The organism is Paractinoplanes maris (genome assembly GCF_023544465.1).
Lineage (GTDB): Bacteria > Actinomycetota > Actinomycetes > Mycobacteriales > Micromonosporaceae > Actinoplanes > Actinoplanes maris.
The window spans coordinates 121,921-141,928 of record NZ_JALPVL010000002.1 but is presented as its reverse complement, the minus strand read 5'-3'; the positions used below and the strand labels follow the sequence as shown (position 1 = coordinate 141,928).

Sequence of the window (20,008 nt, the reverse complement as noted above, 5' to 3'; positions counted from 1 at the left end):
CCGGGTGAAGATCAGAAGGGTCGGGGCGTACGGGATCTGCCGCGACGAGACCGGGCGGGTGCTGCTCGCCCGGAACTCTCCGCTGAGTTCGTTCCCCGGGCTCTGGACGCTGCCGGGCGGCGGCGTCGATCAGGGCGAGCATCCGGACGACGCGGTGGTGCGCGAGTTCGGCGAGGAGACCGGTCTGTCTGTCAAGATCGACGGCTTGCGGACGGTCACCGCCGATGTCTTCCGCCTGCCGACCGGGGAGCTCGAGCACACCGACCGGGTCATCTACGACGTGTCGGTGACCGGCGGGACGATGCGCTTCGAAGCCGAGGGAACGACGGAGCGGGTCGAATGGGTGGCTCAGACAGACTTGTCTGTTTTGCCGCTGATGCCCTTCACGGCGGTCGCGCTCGGCGTCGGTGACACCCCGAAGTGGGACACGCCGGAGGACGGCGAGGAGCTGTCGCGGCCGGAGCGGGTGCAGCGCTTCGGAGCGTACGCGGCGGCGACCGACCCGGACGGCCGGATCCTGCTCACCCGCATCGCCCCGGGCTATCCCGGGGCCGGCCGGTGGCACCTGCCCGGCGGCGGCACCGACCACGGCGAAACGCCCGAGGTCGCGCTCGCCCGCGAACTGATCGAGGAGACTTCGCAACACGGCCGGGTGACCGGCCTGCTCGGCATGTCGCACCGTTACGACCCCACGGCCCTGGGACCCGAGGGCGTGCCGATCGACTGGCATGTGATCCGCGTGCTGTTCAGGGTTTCGATCGAGCTGCCGACGGAATCAGTAGTGACGGAAGAAGCAGGCGGATCCACCGCCGAGGCGGGCTGGTTCACACTCGCCGAGGCCAAGGAGCTCAGCCTGACCGAACTGGCCGCCACCGCCGTAGCCCGGGTCGAAGCGGAACGGGCGAGGTAAAATCGCATCAGGGAGAGGTGAGGCAAGTGACCTGTCCCCTCCGTCGTCTCCGATCCGAGCAGCTCAGGCCCCCAGTCAGGCCCAAGCGCCCGGATCCCGCCAGCTCAGATCCAGCCAGTTGAGCTCGCCGGCGGAGTGAACGGGCCAACGACGGCCGATTCGGCTTCTCGCCAAGGTCGACTCGCTGTGCGATGGTGTTACCCGCACATTTCCCCGGGCCCCATGTGCGAGGGGCTACCGGGCCGCAGCCCACCGCGATCGCGATGGGTCACCTGATCCCATGGAGGAAACACGTGCCGAGAACCCCTTGGCGCCGGCGTCGCTCGACGGATAGTCCCCGTCCCGCCGGTCGTCGTTGGGCAGGCCGGCTGCGCCGCGGCGGAACGCTCGCGCGGCAGGCCCTGTTGGTGCGCGTGGGGCGCCGGAACGCTGAGTCCAGTCGTGCCGCCACCGCCACCCGGGCCGAAGTCATCTACACCGGTGCCGAGCACGGCCGGTCCCACGGCCCGGCCGTCCCGCACCTGGCGATCCCCGCGCCGGTCGAGCAACCGGCCGAGGTGTCGCTGCTCCCCGGCGAGCACACCACTGCCCGGCGGCTGAGCTTCGCGCTCGTCCAGGGCTGCACGCTGGCGAGCCTGGCCCTGGGCCTGACCGCGATCCTGCTCGCCATGCACGGCGACGTCCGGCTCGCGGCCGCCTTCCTGGTCGCCTGCGTGGCCTTCGACGGCCTCGACGGGGCGCTCGCCCGCAAGCTGGGCGTCTCCAGCCCGTTCGGCGCCCAGATGGACTCGCTGGCCGACATGTGCTCCTTCGGCCTGGCCGCGCCGGTCGTGGTCTACGCCTCGCTGGCCCACACGGTGCCGACCCCGGCCGCCGCGGTGGCCTGCATGCTGGTCGCCGCGTGTGCCGCCATCCGGCTGGCCCGCTTCAACGTGTCACCCAAGGACGGCAAGTTCTTCTGCGGCGTCCCGACCACCCTGGTCGCGGCCGTGCTCGCCCTCACCGTGCTGATCGACCTGCCGTTGCCCGGCCCGGTCCAGCTCGCCGGCGTGGCCCTGCTCGCCTTCGCGATGGTCTCGAGCTTCCCGTACGCAAAACTGGCGCGCCTGGTCCGCCTGCCCGCCTGGCTCTGGCTGCTCCCCATCGTCGGCGCCCTGGTCGGCGCCCGCCTGACCTTCGTCCTGCTGGTAGCCGCCTACCTGCTCAGCGGCCCGGTCATGTGGCTCCGCACCCGCCACACCCCCGTCTGACAGTTCACCCGAAAAGGCCGTCCCACCCGGGGCGGCCTTTTTCGTGTCAGCCCCACGCAACCGCAGCCAAGCCATGCCCCACCAAGAACACAACCCCCAACGCCACCGCCGGCAAGCCGCAGCGGAGTCCCGGTCTGCCCTCTCCAGGGCCCGGCTCGCCAACATCAGCGGGCGCATAAGCGCAGCCAAGCCCGGCTCCGCCGTCGAGCCAACCCCATGAAGAGCCGCCGCAGGTTGCTCCGTGGTGGCTGCCCGGACGACGGCAACCGGCGCGGAGCTGACTCGGTTTCGCCCGTGGGGGGCTGGCGCGATAAGGGCCGTGGCGCTTGCTCGGCGTGGTGGGTTGGCCTGAAGGCGGCATAGGGCGGTGTCGAGTCGGGTCTTGCCGCGTTGCGGACTGGCGCGATGACGGCCGTGGCGGGTTGTTCTGTGGTGTGTCGGCATGGGGGCGGTGTGTTTCGCCCGTTGCGGACTGGCGCGATGACGGCCGTGGCGGGTTGTTCTGTGGTGGCATGGCCTGATGGCGGCACGGGGGCGGAACTGAGTCGGGTTTCGCCCCCTTGGGGCCGGCAATGCGGTCGTGGCGATTGCTGTGGTGAGCTGGTCTGATGACGGCGGCGGCGACGGGCGCGGAGTTCAATCGGGTTTGACCCGTTGGGGCTGGCGATGACGGCCGTGGCGCTTGCTCTGCGGTGGGCTGGCCTGATGACGGCACGGGGGCGCGGAGCTGACCTGGGTTGGGCCCGTTGGGGCTGGCTTGAGGACGGCTGCGGCGGGTTGCTCTGCGGTGGGCTGGCCTGATGGCGGCACGGGGGCGGGGCTGGCTGACTCGGGTTTCGCCCTGTCGGGGCTGGCTTGAGGACGGCTGCGGCGGATTGCTCTGTGATCGGCTGGTCTGATGACGGCAGCGGGAAACAGAGCTAAGTCGCTTTCGCCCGCCCTGGGGCCCGACTCGATAGCAGTTGCGGCGGCTAGCAGCTGCCGAGTTCGGTATGCCCTGTCGGCGGCTGACCTGACGCGGGGGCAACTGGGAGCGAAGTCCGGCTTCACTCGTCGAGCCACGGGCGTCGCAGAAACCGCGGCCACGGCCCTCGGCCAGTCCGGCGCGATGTTGGAACCCTGCTAGGTGGAGCCCGAAGGCCGGCCTCGGCAACGGCGGGGTTCAGTAACCGCGACCAAAGTCGGATTTCGCCCGTCGAGGACTTGGGCACCGAAAACGGCAAGCGAAGCGAGGCCGTTTTCGGGGCCCAAGTCCTCGACCTCCCAGGGCGAAATCCCCGGAGTCGCGGAGCGGCGACCAGAGTTACAGTTACAACCAGCGGGCGATGATCGAGGAGCCGCCGATCACCTTGTCGTTGACGCTGACCAGGGATTCGGCCCGGTCGGCGGGCAGGTAGACGTCGGTGCGCGAGCCGAAGCGGATCAGGCCCATTCGCTCGCCCCGGGCGACCAGCGTGCCCACCGGGACGCGCTGCACGATGCGGCGGGCGATCAGGCCGGTCCGCTGGGCGATCGCGACCGGCCCGTGCTCGGTGTCGAGGACCGTGTAGGCCGCCACGTTGTGCTCGGCCGCGGCGGTCATCGCGTTGGCGTAGCCGCCGTCCTCGACGAAGTAGTCGGTGACGCGGCCGGCCACCGGGACGCGGTTGACGTGCACGTCGAGCACCGACAGGAACACCGCGATGCGCAGGAACTCGCCCGGCCCGAACCGCTCGTCGGTCATCCGCTCGATCGACAGCACCCGCCCGTCGGCCGCCGCCACCACCGCGGCCGGGTCGTCCGGCAGCTCACGCTCGGGGTCGCGGAAGAACGCGGCCACCGGCGCCGCGGCCAGGGCCGGCAGCAGCCACAGCTTCGATTTCGGCCGGGCGACGCGGGCCACGGCGGCCAAGCCGAGCGCGATGCCCGCGGCGGCCACACCGTTGGAGTCGATGTGCATGCCCCGGGTGACCGGGACGCTGGACGGCCGGTAGACCGGGGCGAGCTGGGTCGCCACGCGGGCGTCGGCCGGGGTGAAGCGCAGCTTGTGCACGCGCAGCGGCGGCTGGTTGCGCACCACGAGGTCGGAGCCGACCCCGAAGAGCGCGCTCTGCCGGAACAGCTCGGCCGCGGCGCCGCCGGTGCGGCCCGGTGTGGCCGGGACCGCGAGCGCGACGACGGCGCCGTCGGCGAGGTGCTTGCCCAGCCGGTCGAGCAGGTCTCGCACGTCGTCGGCGGTGCCGGTCAGCGGCTCGCCGACGATCACCACGTCGGCCGGCTCGGCCTCGTCGAGCGACTCGACCACGTGCACCCGCTCGGCGATCCAGCTGCCGAGCCCGTCGATGTGGTCGCGCAGCAGGTCGGCTGTGCTGCGCTCGCCGGCGACCAGGGTGAGGCGGTCGCCGGGCAGCAGGGCCTCGACCGCGCTGGCCACCACCGGTGAGGAGTGGTCGGCGCCGAACACCATGGCGGACGAGGCCGCGTTGTGCCGGGCGAACTCGGCGGTCAGCGCGCGGGCAGCCGTGACGCCGACTCCCACGATCGGCGCACGGGACACGGCGGGGAAGGGAGTCATGCCGACGAGCATATTGCGCGGCCCGTCTCAGTCCGTGCGCGGCCGCTCGGATGCCAGGCCCGGGTGCTCCTGGGCGAACCGGTCGCCCGGGTCGTCCATCAGCTCGCGGACGATCGAGGCGTGCACCTCGGGGGACAGGTCACCGGGCAGCTCCGGCTCGGCCGGCTGCTCGGGGGCCGGCGCCGGGGTGGATGTCCCGCGGGCCGACCGCAGCGCGCCGAGCAGGCCGATCACGCCGAAGACGATCAGGCCGCCGGCCACCAGCCAGCCCACCGCGGGCAGGTGGACGGTCACCACGCGGGACACCGCCCACCACGCCACGACCAGCAGGAACAGCACGCCGAAGCTGAGTGAGACGCCATCGGTGCGGTGCGGCCTCATCGGAGAACCTCCAGGTTGCCCGTGTCCAACTGCAGGTCGAGTTTGAGGGTGCCGCCGCCGGTGCCGTCGGTCCCGAGGTCGGTCAGGCTCTGGCCGTCGACCTCACGGTCGTTGAACTCCTTGCCGAAGACGACGGCCCGGGCGTTGTCGACCTGGAGCGTGGTGGTCGTGTCGACGGTCGGCGGCAGGAGCACCCGCAGCTGTCCGACCTTCATCGTCACGGTGACAGTCTGGTCCTGCCCGGTGAAGTCGACCTGTCGCAGGTCGAGCGTGGCGTTGCCGGCGGTGAAGTCGTACCGGTCGGCGACCGCGCCGAGCGTGGCCGGCCGGTAGACGCTGTTGCCGACCTCGCCGCCCCACCGCTCGGCGCCGCCCGAGATCAGCAGGCCGACCGAGGCGAGCAGGCCCAGCGCGATCAGTCCGCGGGCCCGGCCCAACCAGGTGCCGACGATCAGGCCGAGGGCGATCGTGACCAGGGCGGCGGCGAAGTAGGCGGAGACCGCGATGCTCGCGCCGGCCATGTCGATCGCGGCCAGCACACCGACCACCATGATCAGCGCGAAGAACGTGAGGCGGCCCAGCTTGGAGCGCTCGCGGGGCGGCTTCGGCGGCTTGACCGCGGCCGGGGCCGGGGGCGCCGGCGGATAGGTGACCGGCGTGGGCCGGGCGTAGGGGCCGTGCGGCGCGAAGGGCGGCCGGTAGCCACCGGTGGGCGGCGCATAGGGCGGCGGCGTGGGTGGGGCCGCCGGTGCGGCCGGCGCGACGAGGGGCTCGGTCAGCGGCTCGGCGGACGGTGCGGTCGCGGCCGCCGGCGGTGCGGCGGGCGGGACGGCACCGAACTCGGCGGTCTGCCCGAACGGGCTCGGACCGAACGGTGCGGGCGGTGCGGACGCCGGAAAATCGGGCGCCGGAAAAGCTGTGCCGCCGGCCGGCTGCTGACCGCCGGCGGCGGGCTGTTGATTGCCGCCGCTGCGCTTGATGAGCAGGATCGCGCCGAGGATGACCGCGCAGGCCAGCAGGCTGGCGCGCATGCCGTCCTGCACGATGAAGGCGAAGGAGAGGACGGCCGCGCCGCCGAGCAGCACCACCGAGACCGGCGCCATGCCCGAGCGGCCCTTGCCGAGCAGCGACTCGATCGGCGAGGCGGTGTCGCCCTCGGCCGGGATGACCAGCCAGGCGATCAGGTAGAGCAGCACACCGACACCGCTGATCACACCGAGCACGGCGAACAGCACGCGCCACAGGACCGGGTCGGTGTTGGTCGAGCGGGCCAGGGCGCCACAGACGCCGGCCAGGTAACGGCCCTGCCGGGAACGCACGAGCTTGTCGCGCGAGAAGGTCGGCCCGGTGCCACCGGGACTGGAGAACCACGGCGGCGGATTGAATCCCCCGGCCGGGCCGGGCTCAGTCGCGGGGCCGGGTTCGGTCGCGGGGCCGGGTTCGGTCGCGGGGCCGGGTTCGGTCGCGGGGCCGGGTTCGGTCGCGGGGCCGGGTTCGGTGGCGGGGCCGGGCTCGGAAGCCGGCGCCGAAGTCGCCGACGGAGTGGTGGGGTCGGCGCCGGACGGACCCCGCGCTGCGGCAGCTTCGTCGTTCATGACACCGATCCTCGCCCCGCGGGCACCCGAGCCGCTTCGGGCGGCGACCCTGAGGCCACCCTGAGATCCGGGGCCCGGATACCTGGGGGAGTTCCCCGTGGCTCCAGCCGCCCGAACGTGTGACGATCGGAGGACACGAGTCGAGGAGGAACCATCACCGCCGCCGCCACCCCACCCACGCGCCGCCTGTACCGGCCGCGCGACCACCGCATCGTCGCGGGTGTCGCGTCCGGGCTGGCGCAGCACCTGGGCGTGCCCGTGCTGGTCGTGCGCATCGCGCTGGTGGTGCTGCTCGGCTTCAACGGTCTGGGCCTCCTTCTCTACGCCGCCTTCTGGGCCGTGCTCCCGCAGCAGCTAGCCACCACCGACCCGCCTCAGCGGCGCGACCGGGCCATGCTGCTCCCGTTCGCCGCCATCGGCCTCGGTGTGGTGCTGCTGCAGGCCCTCGTCTTCGACGACAGTGTCGCCGGCACGGTCGGCTGGCTCATCGCGGTCGTCGCGGTCGGCGCCGGCATCATCTGGCACCAGTCGGACCCCAGCCGCCGCAGCCTGGGCGGCGTGATGCCGCAGCAGCCATGGCTGGCCGCGGTGGTGGCCGAGAGCGACCGCCGTTTCTTCCTGTTCCGCTTCATCGGCGGCGGGGTGCTGGTCGCCACCGGCATCATCGGCGTCGTCGCGGTCTACGCCCCGGCCGGCAGCCTGTCCGCCGTCGTCAACGGTGTCATCTTCGCCCTGGTCGGTCTGCTCGGGGTCGGGGTGGTGGCCGCGCCGCTGCTGTGGCGCATGTTCAACCAGCTGCGCACCGAGCGCGAGGGCCGGATCCGCGAGCAGGAGCGGGCCGAGCTGGCCGCCATGATCCACGATCAGGTGCTGCACACGCTGGCCCTGATCCAGCGCAATTCGGCCGACATCAAAGAGGTGCAGCGGCTGGCCCGGGGCCAGGAGCGCAGCCTGCGCAACTGGCTCTACAAGCCGACCGCCTCGCCCACCGAGCGTTTCGCCGCGGCTCTCGAGCAGGCCGCGGCCGAGGTCGAGGACACGTACGCGATCACCGTCGAGACCGTGGTGGTCGGCGACACCGAGTGCGACGACCGGGTCGCGGCGCTGGTCGCGGCCGCCCGCGAGGCGCTGGTCAACGCGGCCCGCCACGCCGGGGTGCAGACGGTGTCGCTCTACGCCGAGGTCGAGCCGGAGGAGCTGAGCGTGTTCGTGCGCGACCGCGGCGCCGGTTTCGAGCTGTCCGGGGTGCAGGAGTCACGGCACGGCGTGCGAGGCTCCATCATCGGGCGCATGCAGCGCCACGGAGGCAAGGCGGAGATCCGCAGTGCTCCCGGCGACGGGACCGAGGTCAGGCTGACCATGTCCGTGTCGCGCGAGAGTGTGGCGGCCCAGAAGGAGGCAGCACGATGACCGAGCTCCAGGAGCCCCAGGGCGGCGCACCCGACCGCCGGCTCACCGTCTTTCTGGTCGACGACCACGCGATGTTCCGGGCCGGTGTCCGGGCCGAGCTGGGCGCTCACGTCGAGGTGGTCGGCGAGGCGAGCTCGGTGGCCGAGGCGGTCAGCCGGATCGCCGCGATCGAGCCCGATGTGGTGCTGCTCGACGTGCACATGCCCGACGGCGGTGGCCGGGCGGTGCTCGACGCGATGCGGCGCAGTCACCCCCACGTACGCTTTCTGGCCCTTTCCGTCTCCGACGCCGCCGAGGACGTGATCGGCCTGATCCGGGCCGGCGCCCGTGGTTATGTCACCAAGACCATCTCGCCCGACGAGCTGGCCGCGGCGATCCGCCGGGTGGCCGACGGCGACGCGGTGTTCAGTCCACGGCTGGCCGGCTTCGTGCTCGACGCCTTCGCCTCGCGGCCCGACGTGCCGGTGGCCGACCCCGAGCTCGACCAGCTGACCAACCGCGAGCGCGAGGTTCTGCGCCTGCTCGCGCGGGGTTATGCGTACAAAGAGATCGCGAAGGAGCTTTTCATCTCGATCAAGACGGTGGAGACACATGTCTCGAACGTCTTGCGGAAGCTCCAAATGAGCAACCGTTACGAATTGTCACGATGGGCGGCTGATCGGCGCCTCGTCTGAACGTTCATAAAGCCAGCGCTGCGGTGGGTGCGCGGCCGTGCACGGCCAGCCATTGTCGCAGGTTAGGGGTTTCTTCTACGCCTGGGAAAAGGCTCGCTCCAGGGGTTTGACTAATATCGGCTTGATAACGGGGCCTTGCCACTTGTTGGCTCTGTGTCACAGTTGCTGCGTCTCACACGACCCCCGTGAGCGCCCCTGAAGGAGGCACCCCCCACATGCCTGGGAAAAGCCCGTGGAAGATGGTGGCCTCGCTGGCCACCATCGCCTTGGTGGCGGCCGGCTGCAGCGGTAGTACCTCGGAAGACACCGAAATTCTGCCGAACAGCATCAGCATCGGGATCGGCGAGCCGTCGAGCCTGGTTCCGTCCAACGCCGTGGAGTCGAACGCCTCGCAGGTGCTCGCGTCGATCTTCTATCCGCTCGTGCGGTTCGACCCGCAGAATTCGCCGTATCCCGTGGCGGCCCAGGCGATCACGCACGACAAGGCCAACCGGGTCTGGACCGTCAAGCTCAAGCCGGGCTTCACCTTCAGCAACGGCGAGCCGGTCACCGCCGACAACTACATCAACGCCTGGAACTACGGCGCGTACGGGCCGAACGCCCAGCTGGCGTCCTACTTCTACGGCCGGATCGACGGCTTCGCCGACATGCAGTCGAAGGACCCCGACGACGGTGGCCCCGAGAAGGCGCCCGAGCCCAAGGCCAAGACGCTGCGGGGGCTCAAGAAGGTCAACAACCTGACCTTCACGGTGACGCTCTCCGAGTCCTTCACCGGGTGGCAGTCGGTCATGGGCTACGACGCCTTCCTTCCGCTGCCCAAGGCCGCGTTCTCGGCCGAGGGGGTGCTCGACAAGGCGTACGGTGAGGCCCCGATCGGCAACGGCCCGTTCAAGTTCAAGGGCAAGTGGAACCACGACGAGAAGATCGTCGTCGAGCAGGTGCCCGACTTCAAGGGCACGGTTCCCAAGATCGCGGGCATCACCTGGAAGATCTATCAGGACCTGGGCGCGCAGTACGCCGACCTGATGGCCGGCAACCTCGACGTCGAGACGAAGATCCCGATCGAGAGCCTCGGCTCGGCCTCCGGTGACCTCGGAGCCCGCCTCGGCAAGACCCCCAGCTCCGCGTTCTCGTTCATGGGCTTCCCGCTCTACGAGGACAAGTACAAGAACCCGAACGTGCGCCGCGCGCTGTCCATGGCGATCAACCGCGAGGAGATGACCGACCAGGTCTTCCTCGGTTCCGAGACGCCGGCCAAGTCGTTCGTGTCGCCGGTGGTCAAGGGCGCCCGGCCGAACAGCTGCGGCGAGTGGTGCGAATACAACCCGACCAAGGCCCGGCAGCTCTACACCGCGGCCAACGGTCCCCGGGACATCAAGATCGGGTACAACGCGGACGGCGGCCACAAGGCCTGGATCGACGCGATGTGCAACCAGATCAAGGCGTCCCTAGGCATCAACTGCTCGGGCGCGCCCCAGCCCAAGCTCGGCGCCCTGCTGGACAAGGTGCGGGCCAAGCAGGATGTCGGTCTGATCCGGCTCGGCTGGACCATGGACTACCCGCTGATGGAGAACTACCTCGGTCCGCTCTACACCAGCGACGGCTCGTCGAACTACTACGGCTACAAGAACAGCACGTACGACAGCCTGGTCCGTCAGGGCTCGGCCGCGCCGACCACCGCGCAGGCCGAGAAGCTGTGGCGCGAGGCCGAGGATCTGCTGGTGCGGGACATGCCGGTGTTGCCGCTCCGCTTCGGCCAGAACGTCTTCGGCTACTCCGAGCGGGTGACCGACGTGACCATGGATCTCTACCAGAAGGTCGACATCTACTCGATCGACTTCGCCGCGTAAGTGGCCGCTCGAACGGTGGTGGCGCCACGGTTTCGGTGAAACCGTGGCGCCACCGTTTTGTCTGCCTGTCCCCTCGCCCAAAAGGCTCCCTGAATGTTCCGCTACATCGTGCGGCGCTTGCTCCAGATGGTCCTCACCTTCTTCGGGGCCACCTTCGTCGTCTACGCGCTGATGTTCGCCAACATCGATGACCCGTTCCAGGTGCTCGCCGGTGACCGTCCGATCACCGACAGCCAGCGCGCCGAGTTGAACGCCCGCTTCCACCTCGACGACGGCTTCTTCGCGCAGTACTGGCACTACGTGACCGCCCTGCTCACCGGCGACTTCGGCGAGTCGCTGACCGGTCGCTCAATCGGCGACATGCTGGCCCAGGCCTGGCCGGTGACCATCCGGCTGGCTCTGCTGGCGATCGTCATCGCGTCGGTCATCGCGGTCGGCGCCGGGGTGCTCTCCGGCCTGCGGCGCGGCGGCGTGTTCGACACCGTCACGCTGACCCTGACGCTGGTCGTGCTGGCCATGCCGATCGTCGTGCTGGCACCGCTGGCCCAGCTGATCTTCGGCATCCAGCTCGGCTGGTTCCCGCCCACCGCCACCCGGGACGCGAACCTCTACCAACTGCTGTTGCCGGCTCTCGTGCTGGGCACCTTGGTCGTGGCCACTGAGTTGCGGGTGACCCGCTCGTCAGTGGCCGAGAACCTGCGCGCCGACTACGTCCGTACGGCCCGGGCCAAGGGCCTCGCGCCCCGGCGCGTGGTCGGGGTGCACGTCCTGCGGAACTCGCTGATCCCGGTGATCACGCTCATCGGGGTGGACATCGGCGCGCTGATGTCCGGGGCCGTGGTGACCGAGGCCGTCTTCAACATCCCCGGTGTCGGCTTCAACCTCTTCCGCGGCATCCGGACCGAGGACGGGCCGCTGGTGGTGGGCTTCGTCAGCGTGCTCGTGATCGTCTTCCTGGTGATCAATCTGATCGTCGACCTGCTCTACGCCGCCCTCGACCCCCGGATCCGCTATGAGTGACTTCAACGCCGTGTCCACAGTCGAGGTCCCGGACTCGCGGGTGAGCCGGAGCCTGGCCGCCGACGCCTGGCACGACCTGCGTACCCGGAAGGTCTTCTGGATCGCGGCGGTGCTGGTCGTCGTCGTGGTGCTGATGGCTGCCTGGCCGTCGCTGTTCACGTCGGCCGACCCGCGCGACTGCCTGCTCTCCCGCAAGAACGCGGGCGGCGACGCGCTCTTCGGCTACGACTTCCAGGGCTGCGACGTCTATGCCAAGACCGTGTACGGGGCTCGCGACTCCCTCCTCGTCGGCCTCGGTGCCACGCTCCTCGCCGGGCTGATCGGCCTGGTCGTCGGGCTCGTGGCCGGCTATTTCGGCCGCTGGGTCGACGCCGTGCTCTCCCGTTTCGTCGACATCGTGCTCGCCATCCCGTTCCTGCTCGGCGCGATCGTGCTGGCCAAGCGCCTCTCGTCGGACCCGGAGAGCAACGGCGTGGTGGCCATGATCGTGACGCTCGGGGTGCTCGGCTGGACCACCGCGGCCCGGGTGATGCGGGCGGCCGTGATCTCGGCGAAGAACCAGGACTACGTGGCCGCGGCGCGGATGCTCGGCGCGAGCCCGGCCCGGCTGATGCTCCGGCACATCCTGCCCAACGCGATCAGCCCGTTCATCGTGGTGCTGACCGTCCTGCTCGGCATCAACATCGCCGGCGAGGCCACCCTGTCGTACCTCGGGGTGGGTCTCAAGGGCGACGCGGTCAGCTGGGGTCTGGCGATCGCCGAGGCCGGACCGTACGCCCGCACCGTGGCCGCACCGCTGGTGTGGCCGTCGATCTTCCTGGCGGCCACCGTGCTCGCCTTCATCATGCTCGGCGACGCCATCCGCGACGCCTTCGACCCGAAACTGCGGTGAGGCGACGATGACCGACATCAGGGCACAAATCGACGCGCTGCCCGGCCTGGACCCGCGGGCACCGCTGCTCGAGGTGGACAACCTGCACGTCGAGTTCCGCACCCGGGACGGCGTCGCCCGGGCGGTGAACGGCGTCGACCTGTGGCTCAACCCGGGGGAGACCCTGGCCGTGCTGGGCGAGTCGGGCTGCGGCAAGTCGGTGACCGCGCAGGCGATCATGGGCATCCTCGACACACCGCCCGGCTACGTGACCCAGGGCGAGGTGCGCTATCGCGGCGTCGACCTGCTGCGCCTGCCCGAGAGCGAACGCCGCAAGGTGCGGGCCAACCGCATCGCGATGATCTTCCAGGACGCGCTCAGTGCCCTGAACCCGGTCTACACCGTCGGATTCCAGCTCGCCGAGCTCTTCCGGGTCCACCGCGGGACCTCCCGCCGCGAGGCCAAGCGCCGCGCCGTGGACCTGCTCGATCAGGTACGCATCCCGGACGCGCGACGCCGCGTCGACGACTACCCGCACCAGTTCTCCGGCGGCATGCGCCAGCGCGTCATGATCGCGATGGCGATCGCCCTGGACCCCGAGGTGCTGATCGCCGACGAACCCACCACGGCCCTCGACGTGACCGTGCAGGCGCAGATCATGAGCCTGCTGGCCGAACTGCAGCGGCAGCGCAACATGGGCCTGCTGCTGATCACCCACGACATGGGGGTGGTGGCCGACGTCGCGGATCGGATCTCCGTCATGTACGCCGGGAAGGTTGTCGAACAGGCGCCGGTGTACGACATCTACGCGCACCCGGCGCACGCCTACACCAAGGCGCTGCTCGAATCGATCCCGCGCCTCGACCACAAAGGACAGCCGCTCAAGGTGATCCGCGGGCTGCCGCCGGCGCTCACCGACATCCCGAGCGGCTGCGCCTTCCACCCCCGATGCGCGTACGCCCGGGAGATCTGCCGCCTGGAACCGCCGCCCGCCTACCGGATCGCGCCCCAGCGGGTCACCAACTGCCATTTCGTCCGGGAGGTCCTCGGTGTCTGACGTCGTGCTCGAGACCCGCGGACTGGTCAAGCACTTCAAGGCCCGCAAAGGTGCCGTCCGGGCGGTGGACGGGGTCGACCTGCAACTGCGCCGGGGCGAGACGCTCGGGGTGGTGGGGGAGTCCGGCTGCGGCAAGTCGACGCTGGCCAAGTTGCTGGTCGGACTGGAGAAGCCGACACACGGCGAGATCCGGGTGCGGGGCGAGGACATGGTGCGGCTGAAGGGCTCGGCCCTGCGCCGGGCGCGCCGCAACATCCAAATGGTGCTCCAGGACCCGTACACGTCGCTGAACCCGCGGATGACGGTGGGGGACATCATCGGCGAGCCGTACGACATCCACCCCGACGCGGTGCCGCAGTACGGCAAGGCGCGGGCGGTACAGGAACTGCTCGACATCGTCGGCCTGAACCCCGACCACCTCAACCGCTACCCGCACCAGTTCTCGGGCGGCCAGCGCCAGCGCATCGGCATCGCCCGCGCGCTGGCCCTCCGCCCCGAGATCATCGTCTGCGACGAGCCGGTGTCCGCTCTGGACGTCTCGATCCAGGCCCAGGTGATCAACCTGCTCGAGGGCCTGCAGCGCGAGCTGGGTCTGTCGTACCTCTTCATCGCCCACGACCTGTCGGTGGTCCGCCACATCTCCGACCGGGTAGCCGTCATGTACCTGGGCAAAGTCGTCGAGATCGGTAACCACGCGGCCATCTACGAACAGCCCACACACCCCTACACCCAGGCGTTGCTTTCGGCGGTCCCCGTCCCCGACCCCCGCCTGCGCGGCCGCCGCGACCACATCATGCTCGAAGGCGAGGTCCCCTCCCCGGCCGATCCGCCGTCGGGCTGCCGCTTCCGCACACGCTGCTGGAAGGCCCAGCCGACCTGCGCCGACCACGAGCCCCTGCTCGAGATCCGCCAGCGCTCCCCCCACCCCAGCGCCTGCCATTTCGCCGAGGTCCGCGACGTGATGCGCCGCTTCTGACGGCTCAGCGGCGCATCAACTTGCGGATCCGGTCGGCCTCACCCATCCGGCGCTGTTCGCGGAAGAGCCGAAGAGCCCGCCGCAGTACCCGCTCGCCCTCGGCGCCGTCGGTGTCCGCGATCATCTCCCCGAGCCGGCCGAGGGTGTCGGCCGCGGACGAGTCGTTGCCGATCTCCAGGTAGATCTCGATGGCGCGCTCGTAGTGGTTCTTGGCCGCTTCGATCGCACCAGCGTGCTTCTCGACGGTTCCGAGACCGTCCTCGGTCGCCGCCTCGCCCGGGCGGTGGTGGTGCCGCTGGTGAAGGTCCAAGGCCCGCCGGCAGAGCTCACGTCCCGTGTCCGGATGACCGATCCCCGCCACCTGTTCGCCGATCGCGTTGAGCTGGACGGCCTCCCAGACGGGCAGGCCGAGCACCCGGAACAGGCGAAGCGCCGCGATGGCGTGGTGCAGCGATCGGCGTGTCTCCGTTGCCGACTCGAGGATCAGCGCCATCACCCGGTGAGCCTGTGCTCGGCTGGCGAGGTCGTCGTCCGGGATCAGCCGGAGTGCCCGTTCGAGGTGGTGGACCTCCCTCGAGACCCGGCCGAGGCACAGGTGGGCGAGGGCGACGATCCGGGCGACGCCGAGCCGTTCGGCCGCTTCGAGCCCGAGACGCCACGCCCGCCGGTGTGGTTCCGCCAGTCCTCGTCGATAGAGATAGTCGTCCATCGACCAGGCCAGCTGCCAGACTGCGCTGTCCCAGTCACGTTCGGCGGCGGCCCGTTGCATGGCGAGGAGCGTCGTGCCTTCGGCGTCGAACCAGCCCATAGCCTCCGCCGCCGTCCTCAGAGGGGCCGGTCGCACATCGCGGGTCGTATCGGTGAGCGTGATGGCCGGGCGCTGCGGTGACAGCAGACGTTCGCCGTCGAAAGCTGAGTGCAGGAGGAAGTCGACGAGCCGTCGTACCGCCGCCTGCGCGGCGTCGTCACCGAGCACCTCCGGCGTCTGGTGCATCCAGTACAGGCGGACGAGAGGGTGCATGAAGTATCGGGAGTCGGCTTTCCTCTGGAGCAGGCCGGCGCCTTCGAATTCGCGGAGGCAGTCGTCGACGTCTCGCGCCGGCATGCCGAGCAGCGCCGCGACCGCGTCGACACCGAGCTCGGTGACCGGTGCGGTGCTCAGCAGACACATTGCTCGGCGCATCGGCGGATCGAATCGGTCGGACCAGGACAGCACTGTCGCCAACCGGTCGAGAACCCGCAGCCTGCGGTCGTCGTTGCCGAGCTCAGCGGCGAGCGACGCCAGTGACCAGTCCGGATAGGTCTCCAGGCGCGCGGCGACGATGCTGAGTGCGAGTGGATGTCCGGCGCATGCCTTGACGATCTCGGTAGCCGCCTCGGACTCGCTCTCGACGCGACCCCGGCCGAGCCGGATGATCATCAGGTCAAGAGCCTCGCCGTCGGTCATCGGGTCGAGGACGATGCGACGAGCTCCGTGGTGCACCTGGAGATCGGTCAGGTCGTTGCGGCTGGTCACCAGCAGCGTGGACCCTCGGCCCGGGAGCAGGGCTCGTACCTGTGTCGCGTCAGCGGCGTTGTCCAGAACCACCAGCATCCTGCGGTTGGTCAGACGTCGGTAGAGCGCGGCCCGGCGTGGTGCGCTGTCCGGCAGCTTGGTCACGCCGAGGGCCAGCAGGAACTCCTCGATGAGCTCTTCCGGCATCGTGGGCTGCACCGCGTCGTCGAAGCCGTGCAGGTCGGCGTAGAGCTGACCGGAGCCGAAGCGCCGGGCGTTCTGATGGGCCCACCGCGAGACGAGCCAGCTTTTTCCCATGCCACCGGTTCCGGTGACCAGAAGGCGGCCGTGGGTCTCGGACGCGGCGGAGATCGCGTGGAGATAGTCCACGCGTCCGGCGAAAGCCCGGGTCTCCTCGGGCAGGTCCGACGGCTTGGCGGGACCGGGTTCCGGCCGTGGAGCAGCCTCGACGAGGGCCTTCGCCCGGCTCAGCTGAAGCGCGGAGCCACCCAGCGCGCGCACCATGGCCTCGGCGAACTCGACGCTGGGCACCTTTACTCCAGTCAGCACACGATGGGTGTGCGACGGGGACAGGTTCGCACGATTCGCGATCTCGCGGCCCGAGACAACCGAGCCCTCGCGGACGCGAGCCAGTTCGCGAAGCTCGGCGAAGAAGTCGCGCAGCGCGGAGGGCGACTGGACCCCCTCCGTGCCCTCACGGCTCACCTGTCCAGTATGCGGTGTTCCCTGTTCGTCTCGCCTGATCGAGGGTCATCACCCTGGTCAGCGACGCGAACCTGACCTTGGTTGTCCCTCGGGGGACAGTCGCGACGCTCATTCCCGTCAGGCTGGACACTTGAGGAGGTGTGCGATGACGACATCGACCAAGCAGCCGAGGCGCAAGCCGGCGCGGCGACCCGTGACCCCGCCCCAGGGTGGGATCGGGCGCGACGGTCACCAGATCAGTCAGATCAAGAACTCGAAGATCACCATCGGCAACCCGGGGGTCCTGGGGACCTTGGCCGCCGTGGCCGCTGTCGTCGGCACGGTGATCGCCGGTGTCGCGCTCGACCGGCAGGGGCGCGGCGCACCGCAACCGCAGCCGCAGATCTCGGCCGGGGCGACCACGTCTGCTCCGCCGGTGTGGGCACGCATCGTCAACTCCGGCTCGGACGGCGTCTTCACCTATCCGCAGGCCGGTCGGGGTGCGCACTTCGCCGACGGCTATCTGGACGGCACGGTCGTGGGTGTGGTGTGCCAGGAACGGCACGGCGAATCGGTGACCGACAAGGACCCAGCGCCCGGTCAGCCGAGCACCTGGGCGGTCTGGGACAAGCTGACCAACGGCCGCTGGATCCCGGACCTCTGGACGACTTTGCCGAAGAACCCCGGTGACACCCCGCCGAACGGCCTGCCCACCTGTTGAAGGGTCAGAGGGGGCCGCGGCCGGCGCGGAGGATCATCAGGGCCACCTGGGCGCCGTCGGGGCCGAGGGCCTCGCGGAAGCGTTCGACGATTTCGCGTTCGCGGGAGAGGACCAGGCGGGTGCCGCCGCTGGCCATGCGGGTCCTGCCGACCGTCTGGGAGAGGCGGGCCCGCTCCAGCCACAGGTCGATGAGCTGCTGGTCGATCTCGTCGATCCGCTCGCGCATCGCGCGGATCTCGTCGGCGGCCAGCGGCTCGCCGGCCCCGGTGTTCTGGTCCATCACGTCGGTGGCGTCGGCGCTCATGTCGTGCTCCTCGGGTGCTTGCGCCCCGGTCGACCCGGCCCGGGCAGCATCAAGCCCCGGGCGGTGAAGCCCGGGGCTTGATGTAGGTCTGTCGTTCAGACGCGGCCTACGGTCGCCGGGACTCCGGTGCCGTAGCCATAAAATCGCGCCTGCTGGATCACGTTGCCGAGTATGCCCCCGCCCGGAACGGCTACGCAAGGAAACCGCCCGATCCGTGGGACGCCACCACCCGCTCCGGCGCGGCGTTCGACGGACCGCCACCTGCGGAAGTGGGCCGACGCCGGCCGCCCGGCCGAGGCCGGGCGGCCGGCGGGGTGATCAGCCGGTGGTGGAGATGCGGTTGGCCGGGCCGGGCGCGACCGGGTCGCCCGCGCCCAGATAGGCCACCAGGGCGTCGACGTCGAAGCCGGGTGCGGTGACGCGGCCCGTGCCGGCGGTCAGCGCCGAGAAGCCGTCGCCACCGTTGGCCAGGAAGTCGTTGGTGGTGACCTGGTAGGACGCGGCGGGGTCGACCGGGGTGCCGTTCAGGGCCAGCGCCGAGATCTTGGAGCCGAGCGGGGCCGAGGCGCTCCACGTGTAGGTGAAGCCGGCCGACACCTGAAGGATCTTGGTCGTCGTCTGGCCGTTGTAACCCGCGAACTGCTGCTCCAGTGCCTCTTTGAGCTGGGCCCCGGTGAAGGCCTGGGTGACCACGAGGTTGTTGAACGGCTGCACGGTGAACGCCTCGCCGTACGTGACCTCGCCGGTCGCCTCGCCGCCGGCTGACGCCTCGGCGTCGAAGTCGGCCCGGATGCCGCCCGGGTTCATCAGCGCGATCTGCGCGCCGGCGCCCGTGGTCCGGGCCAGCTGAGCGTCCGCGATCACGTCACCGAGCGGGCTCTCGCCGGCCGGCGTCGCGGTGCGGGTGATGTCGGCCGTGATGCGCCCGACGATCCGGTTGGCGATCGGGGCGACCGCCGTCCGGTATTTGTCGGCGATCTTCTTGGCGTCCGGGTCGGCCGTCGCCGGATTCTTGACGAAGACGCCGTTGGCGTCGCGCAGCCAGCCGCCGTTGCCGTCGGGCACGCCGTTCTGGACGATCACGTTCTTGGCGGTGATGTCGGCGAACCGGCCGGTGCGCCGGTCGATCGACCAGTCGATGTCGGTGACCAGCTGACCGTTGGTGCCGGCGCTGGTGACGACCGAGGTGCCCTTCTTGTTGGGCAGCTCGCAGGAGTAGAACCGGTGGGTGTGACCGGAGACGACCAGCCCGAACTCGGGGTTGAGCCCGGCCACGATCGGCACGATCGGACCGGTGAAGCCGGTGCAGTCGCTCACCCCGGGGGTCGGCGTGGCTGTGCCCTGCGAGCCGCCCTCGTGCACCAGCAACACCTGCGCCTTGACGCCGAGCAGCTTGAGCACGTTGCTCCACTTGTTGGCCGTCTCGACCTCGTCGGCGAAGCGCACGTCCTTGATGCCGGCCGGGTTGACGATCGCCGCGGTGCCCTCGAGCGTCAGGCCGACGAAGCCGACCGGGACACCCTTGATCAGCTTGATGTCGATCGGCGGCAGGATCGGCAGGCCGGTCTTCTTGTTGATCGTGTTGGCCGCGAGGTAGTTGAACTTGGCGCCGCCGAAACCGTCGCCGTCCTGGCAGCCGTCGGTCGGGTGGCAGCCGCCGCGCTGCATGCGGAGCAGCTCGGTGACCCCCTCGTCGAACTCGTGGTTGCCGACCGAGCTCACCTGCAGGCCGATCTGGTTCATCAGCTCGATGGTCGGCTCGTCGTGGAACGCGGCACTGACCAGCGGGGTCGCCCCGATGAGGTCACCGGCGCCCACGGTCACCGTCTGACGGCCCTCGGTCTTGGCCTCGGCCCGCAGCTTCTTGAGATACGTCGCCAGGTATTCCACGCCCCCGGCGGGGGTGGACGTGCCGGCCGCGTTGACCACCGCGCCACTGCCACCGGGCGGGTCGATCGCGCCGTGGAAGTCGTTGTAGCTCAGGAACTGGCCCTTGACGGTCGCGCCGGTGGACCCGGAACTGACACCGACCGGCTGGAACTCGGGCGGCGCGGCCGCCGCGGGCTGGGTGAAGCCGGTGGCCGGCGACAACGCGGCGACCACGGCCAGGGCCAGAGCCGGTGCGGCGAGGTGACGCAGCACGACCCGGCGACGGGAACGGTCCATGGTGTTCGATCTCCCGATTGAGTGTCCGGTGAACTCCGACAGCCTGATGCATCGATGCTGGTGCGCGCT

General features: G+C 70.3%; 16 protein-coding genes. 10 read left to right on the top strand and 6 right to left on the bottom strand.

Annotated features, from left to right (window positions below; genetic code table 11):
* The first annotated feature begins 4 nt into the window (after nt 1-4).
* Complete coding sequence (locus NAG42_RS05505) at nt 5-910, top strand: NUDIX hydrolase (protein ID WP_250028551.1); 906 nt, start codon at nt 5-7, stop codon at nt 908-910.
* A gap of 368 nt (nt 911-1,278) precedes the next feature.
* Nucleotides 1,279-2,160 carry a CDP-alcohol phosphatidyltransferase family protein gene (locus tag NAG42_RS05500; protein ID WP_250029311.1) on the top strand — a complete coding sequence of 294 codons (882 nt, stop codon included), beginning with the start codon at nt 1,279-1,281 and terminating at the stop codon, nt 2,158-2,160.
* A 1,309-nt stretch (nt 2,161-3,469) separates the two neighbouring features.
* Here NAG42_RS05500 and NAG42_RS05495 read toward each other — a convergent pair.
* The 3 genes from NAG42_RS05495 to NAG42_RS05485 are packed head-to-tail and all read right to left on the bottom strand — an operon-like array spanning nt 3,470 to nt 6,690.
* Nucleotides 3,470-4,714 carry a phosphatidylserine decarboxylase gene (locus NAG42_RS05495; RefSeq protein ID WP_250028549.1) on the bottom strand — a complete coding sequence of 415 codons (1,245 nt, stop codon included), beginning with the start codon at nt 4,712-4,714 and terminating at the stop codon, nt 3,470-3,472.
* 27 nt (nt 4,715-4,741) lie between these two features.
* Nucleotides 4,742-5,095, bottom strand: coding sequence for a hypothetical protein (locus tag NAG42_RS05490; RefSeq protein WP_250028547.1), 354 nt, complete (start codon nt 5,093-5,095; stop codon nt 4,742-4,744).
* Complete coding sequence (locus tag NAG42_RS05485) at nt 5,092-6,690, bottom strand: PspC domain-containing protein (RefSeq protein ID WP_250028545.1); 1,599 nt, start codon at nt 6,688-6,690, stop codon at nt 5,092-5,094. The genes NAG42_RS05490 and NAG42_RS05485 overlap by 4 nt, the downstream gene beginning before the upstream one ends.
* 186 nt (nt 6,691-6,876) lie before the next feature.
* Here NAG42_RS05485 and NAG42_RS05480 point away from each other — a divergent pair, with 186 nt between their 5' ends.
* From NAG42_RS05480 to NAG42_RS05450, 7 genes are all read left to right on the top strand, one after another.
* Entirely contained in the window at nt 6,877-8,100 is a 1,224-nt protein-coding gene (locus tag NAG42_RS05480) for a PspC domain-containing protein (protein WP_284044991.1), read from the top strand.
* A complete protein-coding gene (locus NAG42_RS05475) occupies nt 8,097-8,774 on the top strand; it encodes a response regulator (RefSeq protein ID WP_250028543.1) in 678 nt (225 codons plus the stop codon). Before NAG42_RS05480 ends, NAG42_RS05475 begins: the two co-directional genes overlap by 4 nt.
* Before the next feature lie 215 nt (nt 8,775-8,989).
* A complete protein-coding gene (locus NAG42_RS05470; protein WP_250028541.1) occupies nt 8,990-10,624 on the top strand; it encodes a peptide ABC transporter substrate-binding protein in 1,635 nt (544 codons plus the stop codon).
* Nucleotides 10,625-10,717: 93 nt separating this feature from the next.
* On the top strand, nt 10,718-11,644 hold the full coding sequence (locus NAG42_RS05465) for an ABC transporter permease (RefSeq protein ID WP_250028540.1): 927 nt from the start codon (nt 10,718-10,720) through the stop codon (nt 11,642-11,644).
* A complete protein-coding gene (locus tag NAG42_RS05460) occupies nt 11,637-12,536 on the top strand; it encodes an ABC transporter permease (RefSeq protein ID WP_250028538.1) in 900 nt (299 codons plus the stop codon). The genes NAG42_RS05465 and NAG42_RS05460 overlap by 8 nt, the downstream gene beginning before the upstream one ends.
* Before the next feature lie 7 nt (nt 12,537-12,543).
* The gene (locus NAG42_RS05455; RefSeq protein WP_250028537.1) at nt 12,544-13,572 is read left to right on the top strand and encodes an ABC transporter ATP-binding protein; all 1,029 of its coding nucleotides are present in this window, start codon (nt 12,544-12,546) and stop codon (nt 13,570-13,572) included.
* Nucleotides 13,565-14,548 (top strand): ABC transporter ATP-binding protein, encoded by a 984-nt coding sequence (locus NAG42_RS05450; protein WP_250028535.1) that lies wholly within the window; start codon nt 13,565-13,567, stop codon nt 14,546-14,548. The genes NAG42_RS05455 and NAG42_RS05450 overlap by 8 nt, the downstream gene beginning before the upstream one ends.
* 4 nt (nt 14,549-14,552) lie before the next feature.
* Here the strand turns inward: NAG42_RS05450 and NAG42_RS05445 are convergent, their stop codons facing one another.
* Nucleotides 14,553-16,769: a helix-turn-helix domain-containing protein gene (locus NAG42_RS05445; protein WP_250028533.1), complete on the bottom strand. Its 2,217-nt coding sequence runs from the start codon at nt 16,767-16,769 to the stop codon at nt 14,553-14,555.
* Between the two features lie 145 nt (nt 16,770-16,914).
* Here NAG42_RS05445 and NAG42_RS05440 point away from each other — a divergent pair, with 145 nt between their 5' ends.
* Nucleotides 16,915-17,469, top strand: coding sequence for a hypothetical protein (locus NAG42_RS05440; protein ID WP_250028532.1), 555 nt, complete (start codon nt 16,915-16,917; stop codon nt 17,467-17,469).
* A gap of 4 nt (nt 17,470-17,473) precedes the next feature.
* Here the strand turns inward: NAG42_RS05440 and NAG42_RS05435 are convergent, their stop codons facing one another.
* Both NAG42_RS05435 and NAG42_RS05430 read right to left on the bottom strand, forming a co-directional pair.
* Nucleotides 17,474-17,773, bottom strand: coding sequence for a chorismate mutase (locus NAG42_RS05435; RefSeq protein WP_250028530.1), 300 nt, complete (start codon nt 17,771-17,773; stop codon nt 17,474-17,476).
* A 318-nt stretch (nt 17,774-18,091) separates the two neighbouring features.
* A complete protein-coding gene (locus NAG42_RS05430; RefSeq protein ID WP_250028528.1) occupies nt 18,092-19,939 on the bottom strand; it encodes a bifunctional metallophosphatase/5'-nucleotidase in 1,848 nt (615 codons plus the stop codon).
* Nucleotides 19,940-20,008: the final 69 nt, after the last annotated feature.

Excerpts from the sequence above, each read along its gene's own strand:
- NAG42_RS05495 (WP_250028549.1), bottom strand. The coding sequence starts at position 4,714 with ATGACTCCCTTCCCCGCCGTGTCCCGTGCGCCGATCGTGGGAGTCGGC.
- NAG42_RS05490 (WP_250028547.1), bottom strand. The coding sequence starts at position 5,095 with ATGAGGCCGCACCGCACCGATGGCGTCTCACTCAGCTTCGGCGTGCTG.
- NAG42_RS05485 (WP_250028545.1), bottom strand. The coding sequence starts at position 6,690 with ATGAACGACGAAGCTGCCGCAGCGCGGGGTCCGTCCGGCGCCGACCCC.
- NAG42_RS05475 (WP_250028543.1), top strand. The coding sequence starts at position 8,097 with ATGACCGAGCTCCAGGAGCCCCAGGGCGGCGCACCCGACCGCCGGCTC.
- NAG42_RS05470 (WP_250028541.1), top strand. The coding sequence starts at position 8,990 with ATGCCTGGGAAAAGCCCGTGGAAGATGGTGGCCTCGCTGGCCACCATC.
- NAG42_RS05465 (WP_250028540.1), top strand. The coding sequence starts at position 10,718 with ATGTTCCGCTACATCGTGCGGCGCTTGCTCCAGATGGTCCTCACCTTC.
- NAG42_RS05460 (WP_250028538.1), top strand. The coding sequence starts at position 11,637 with ATGAGTGACTTCAACGCCGTGTCCACAGTCGAGGTCCCGGACTCGCGG.
- NAG42_RS05455 (WP_250028537.1), top strand. The coding sequence starts at position 12,544 with ATGACCGACATCAGGGCACAAATCGACGCGCTGCCCGGCCTGGACCCG.
- NAG42_RS05440 (WP_250028532.1), top strand. The coding sequence starts at position 16,915 with ATGACGACATCGACCAAGCAGCCGAGGCGCAAGCCGGCGCGGCGACCC.
- NAG42_RS05435 (WP_250028530.1), bottom strand. The coding sequence starts at position 17,773 with ATGAGCGCCGACGCCACCGACGTGATGGACCAGAACACCGGGGCCGGC.
- NAG42_RS05430 (WP_250028528.1), bottom strand. The coding sequence starts at position 19,939 with ATGGACCGTTCCCGTCGCCGGGTCGTGCTGCGTCACCTCGCCGCACCG.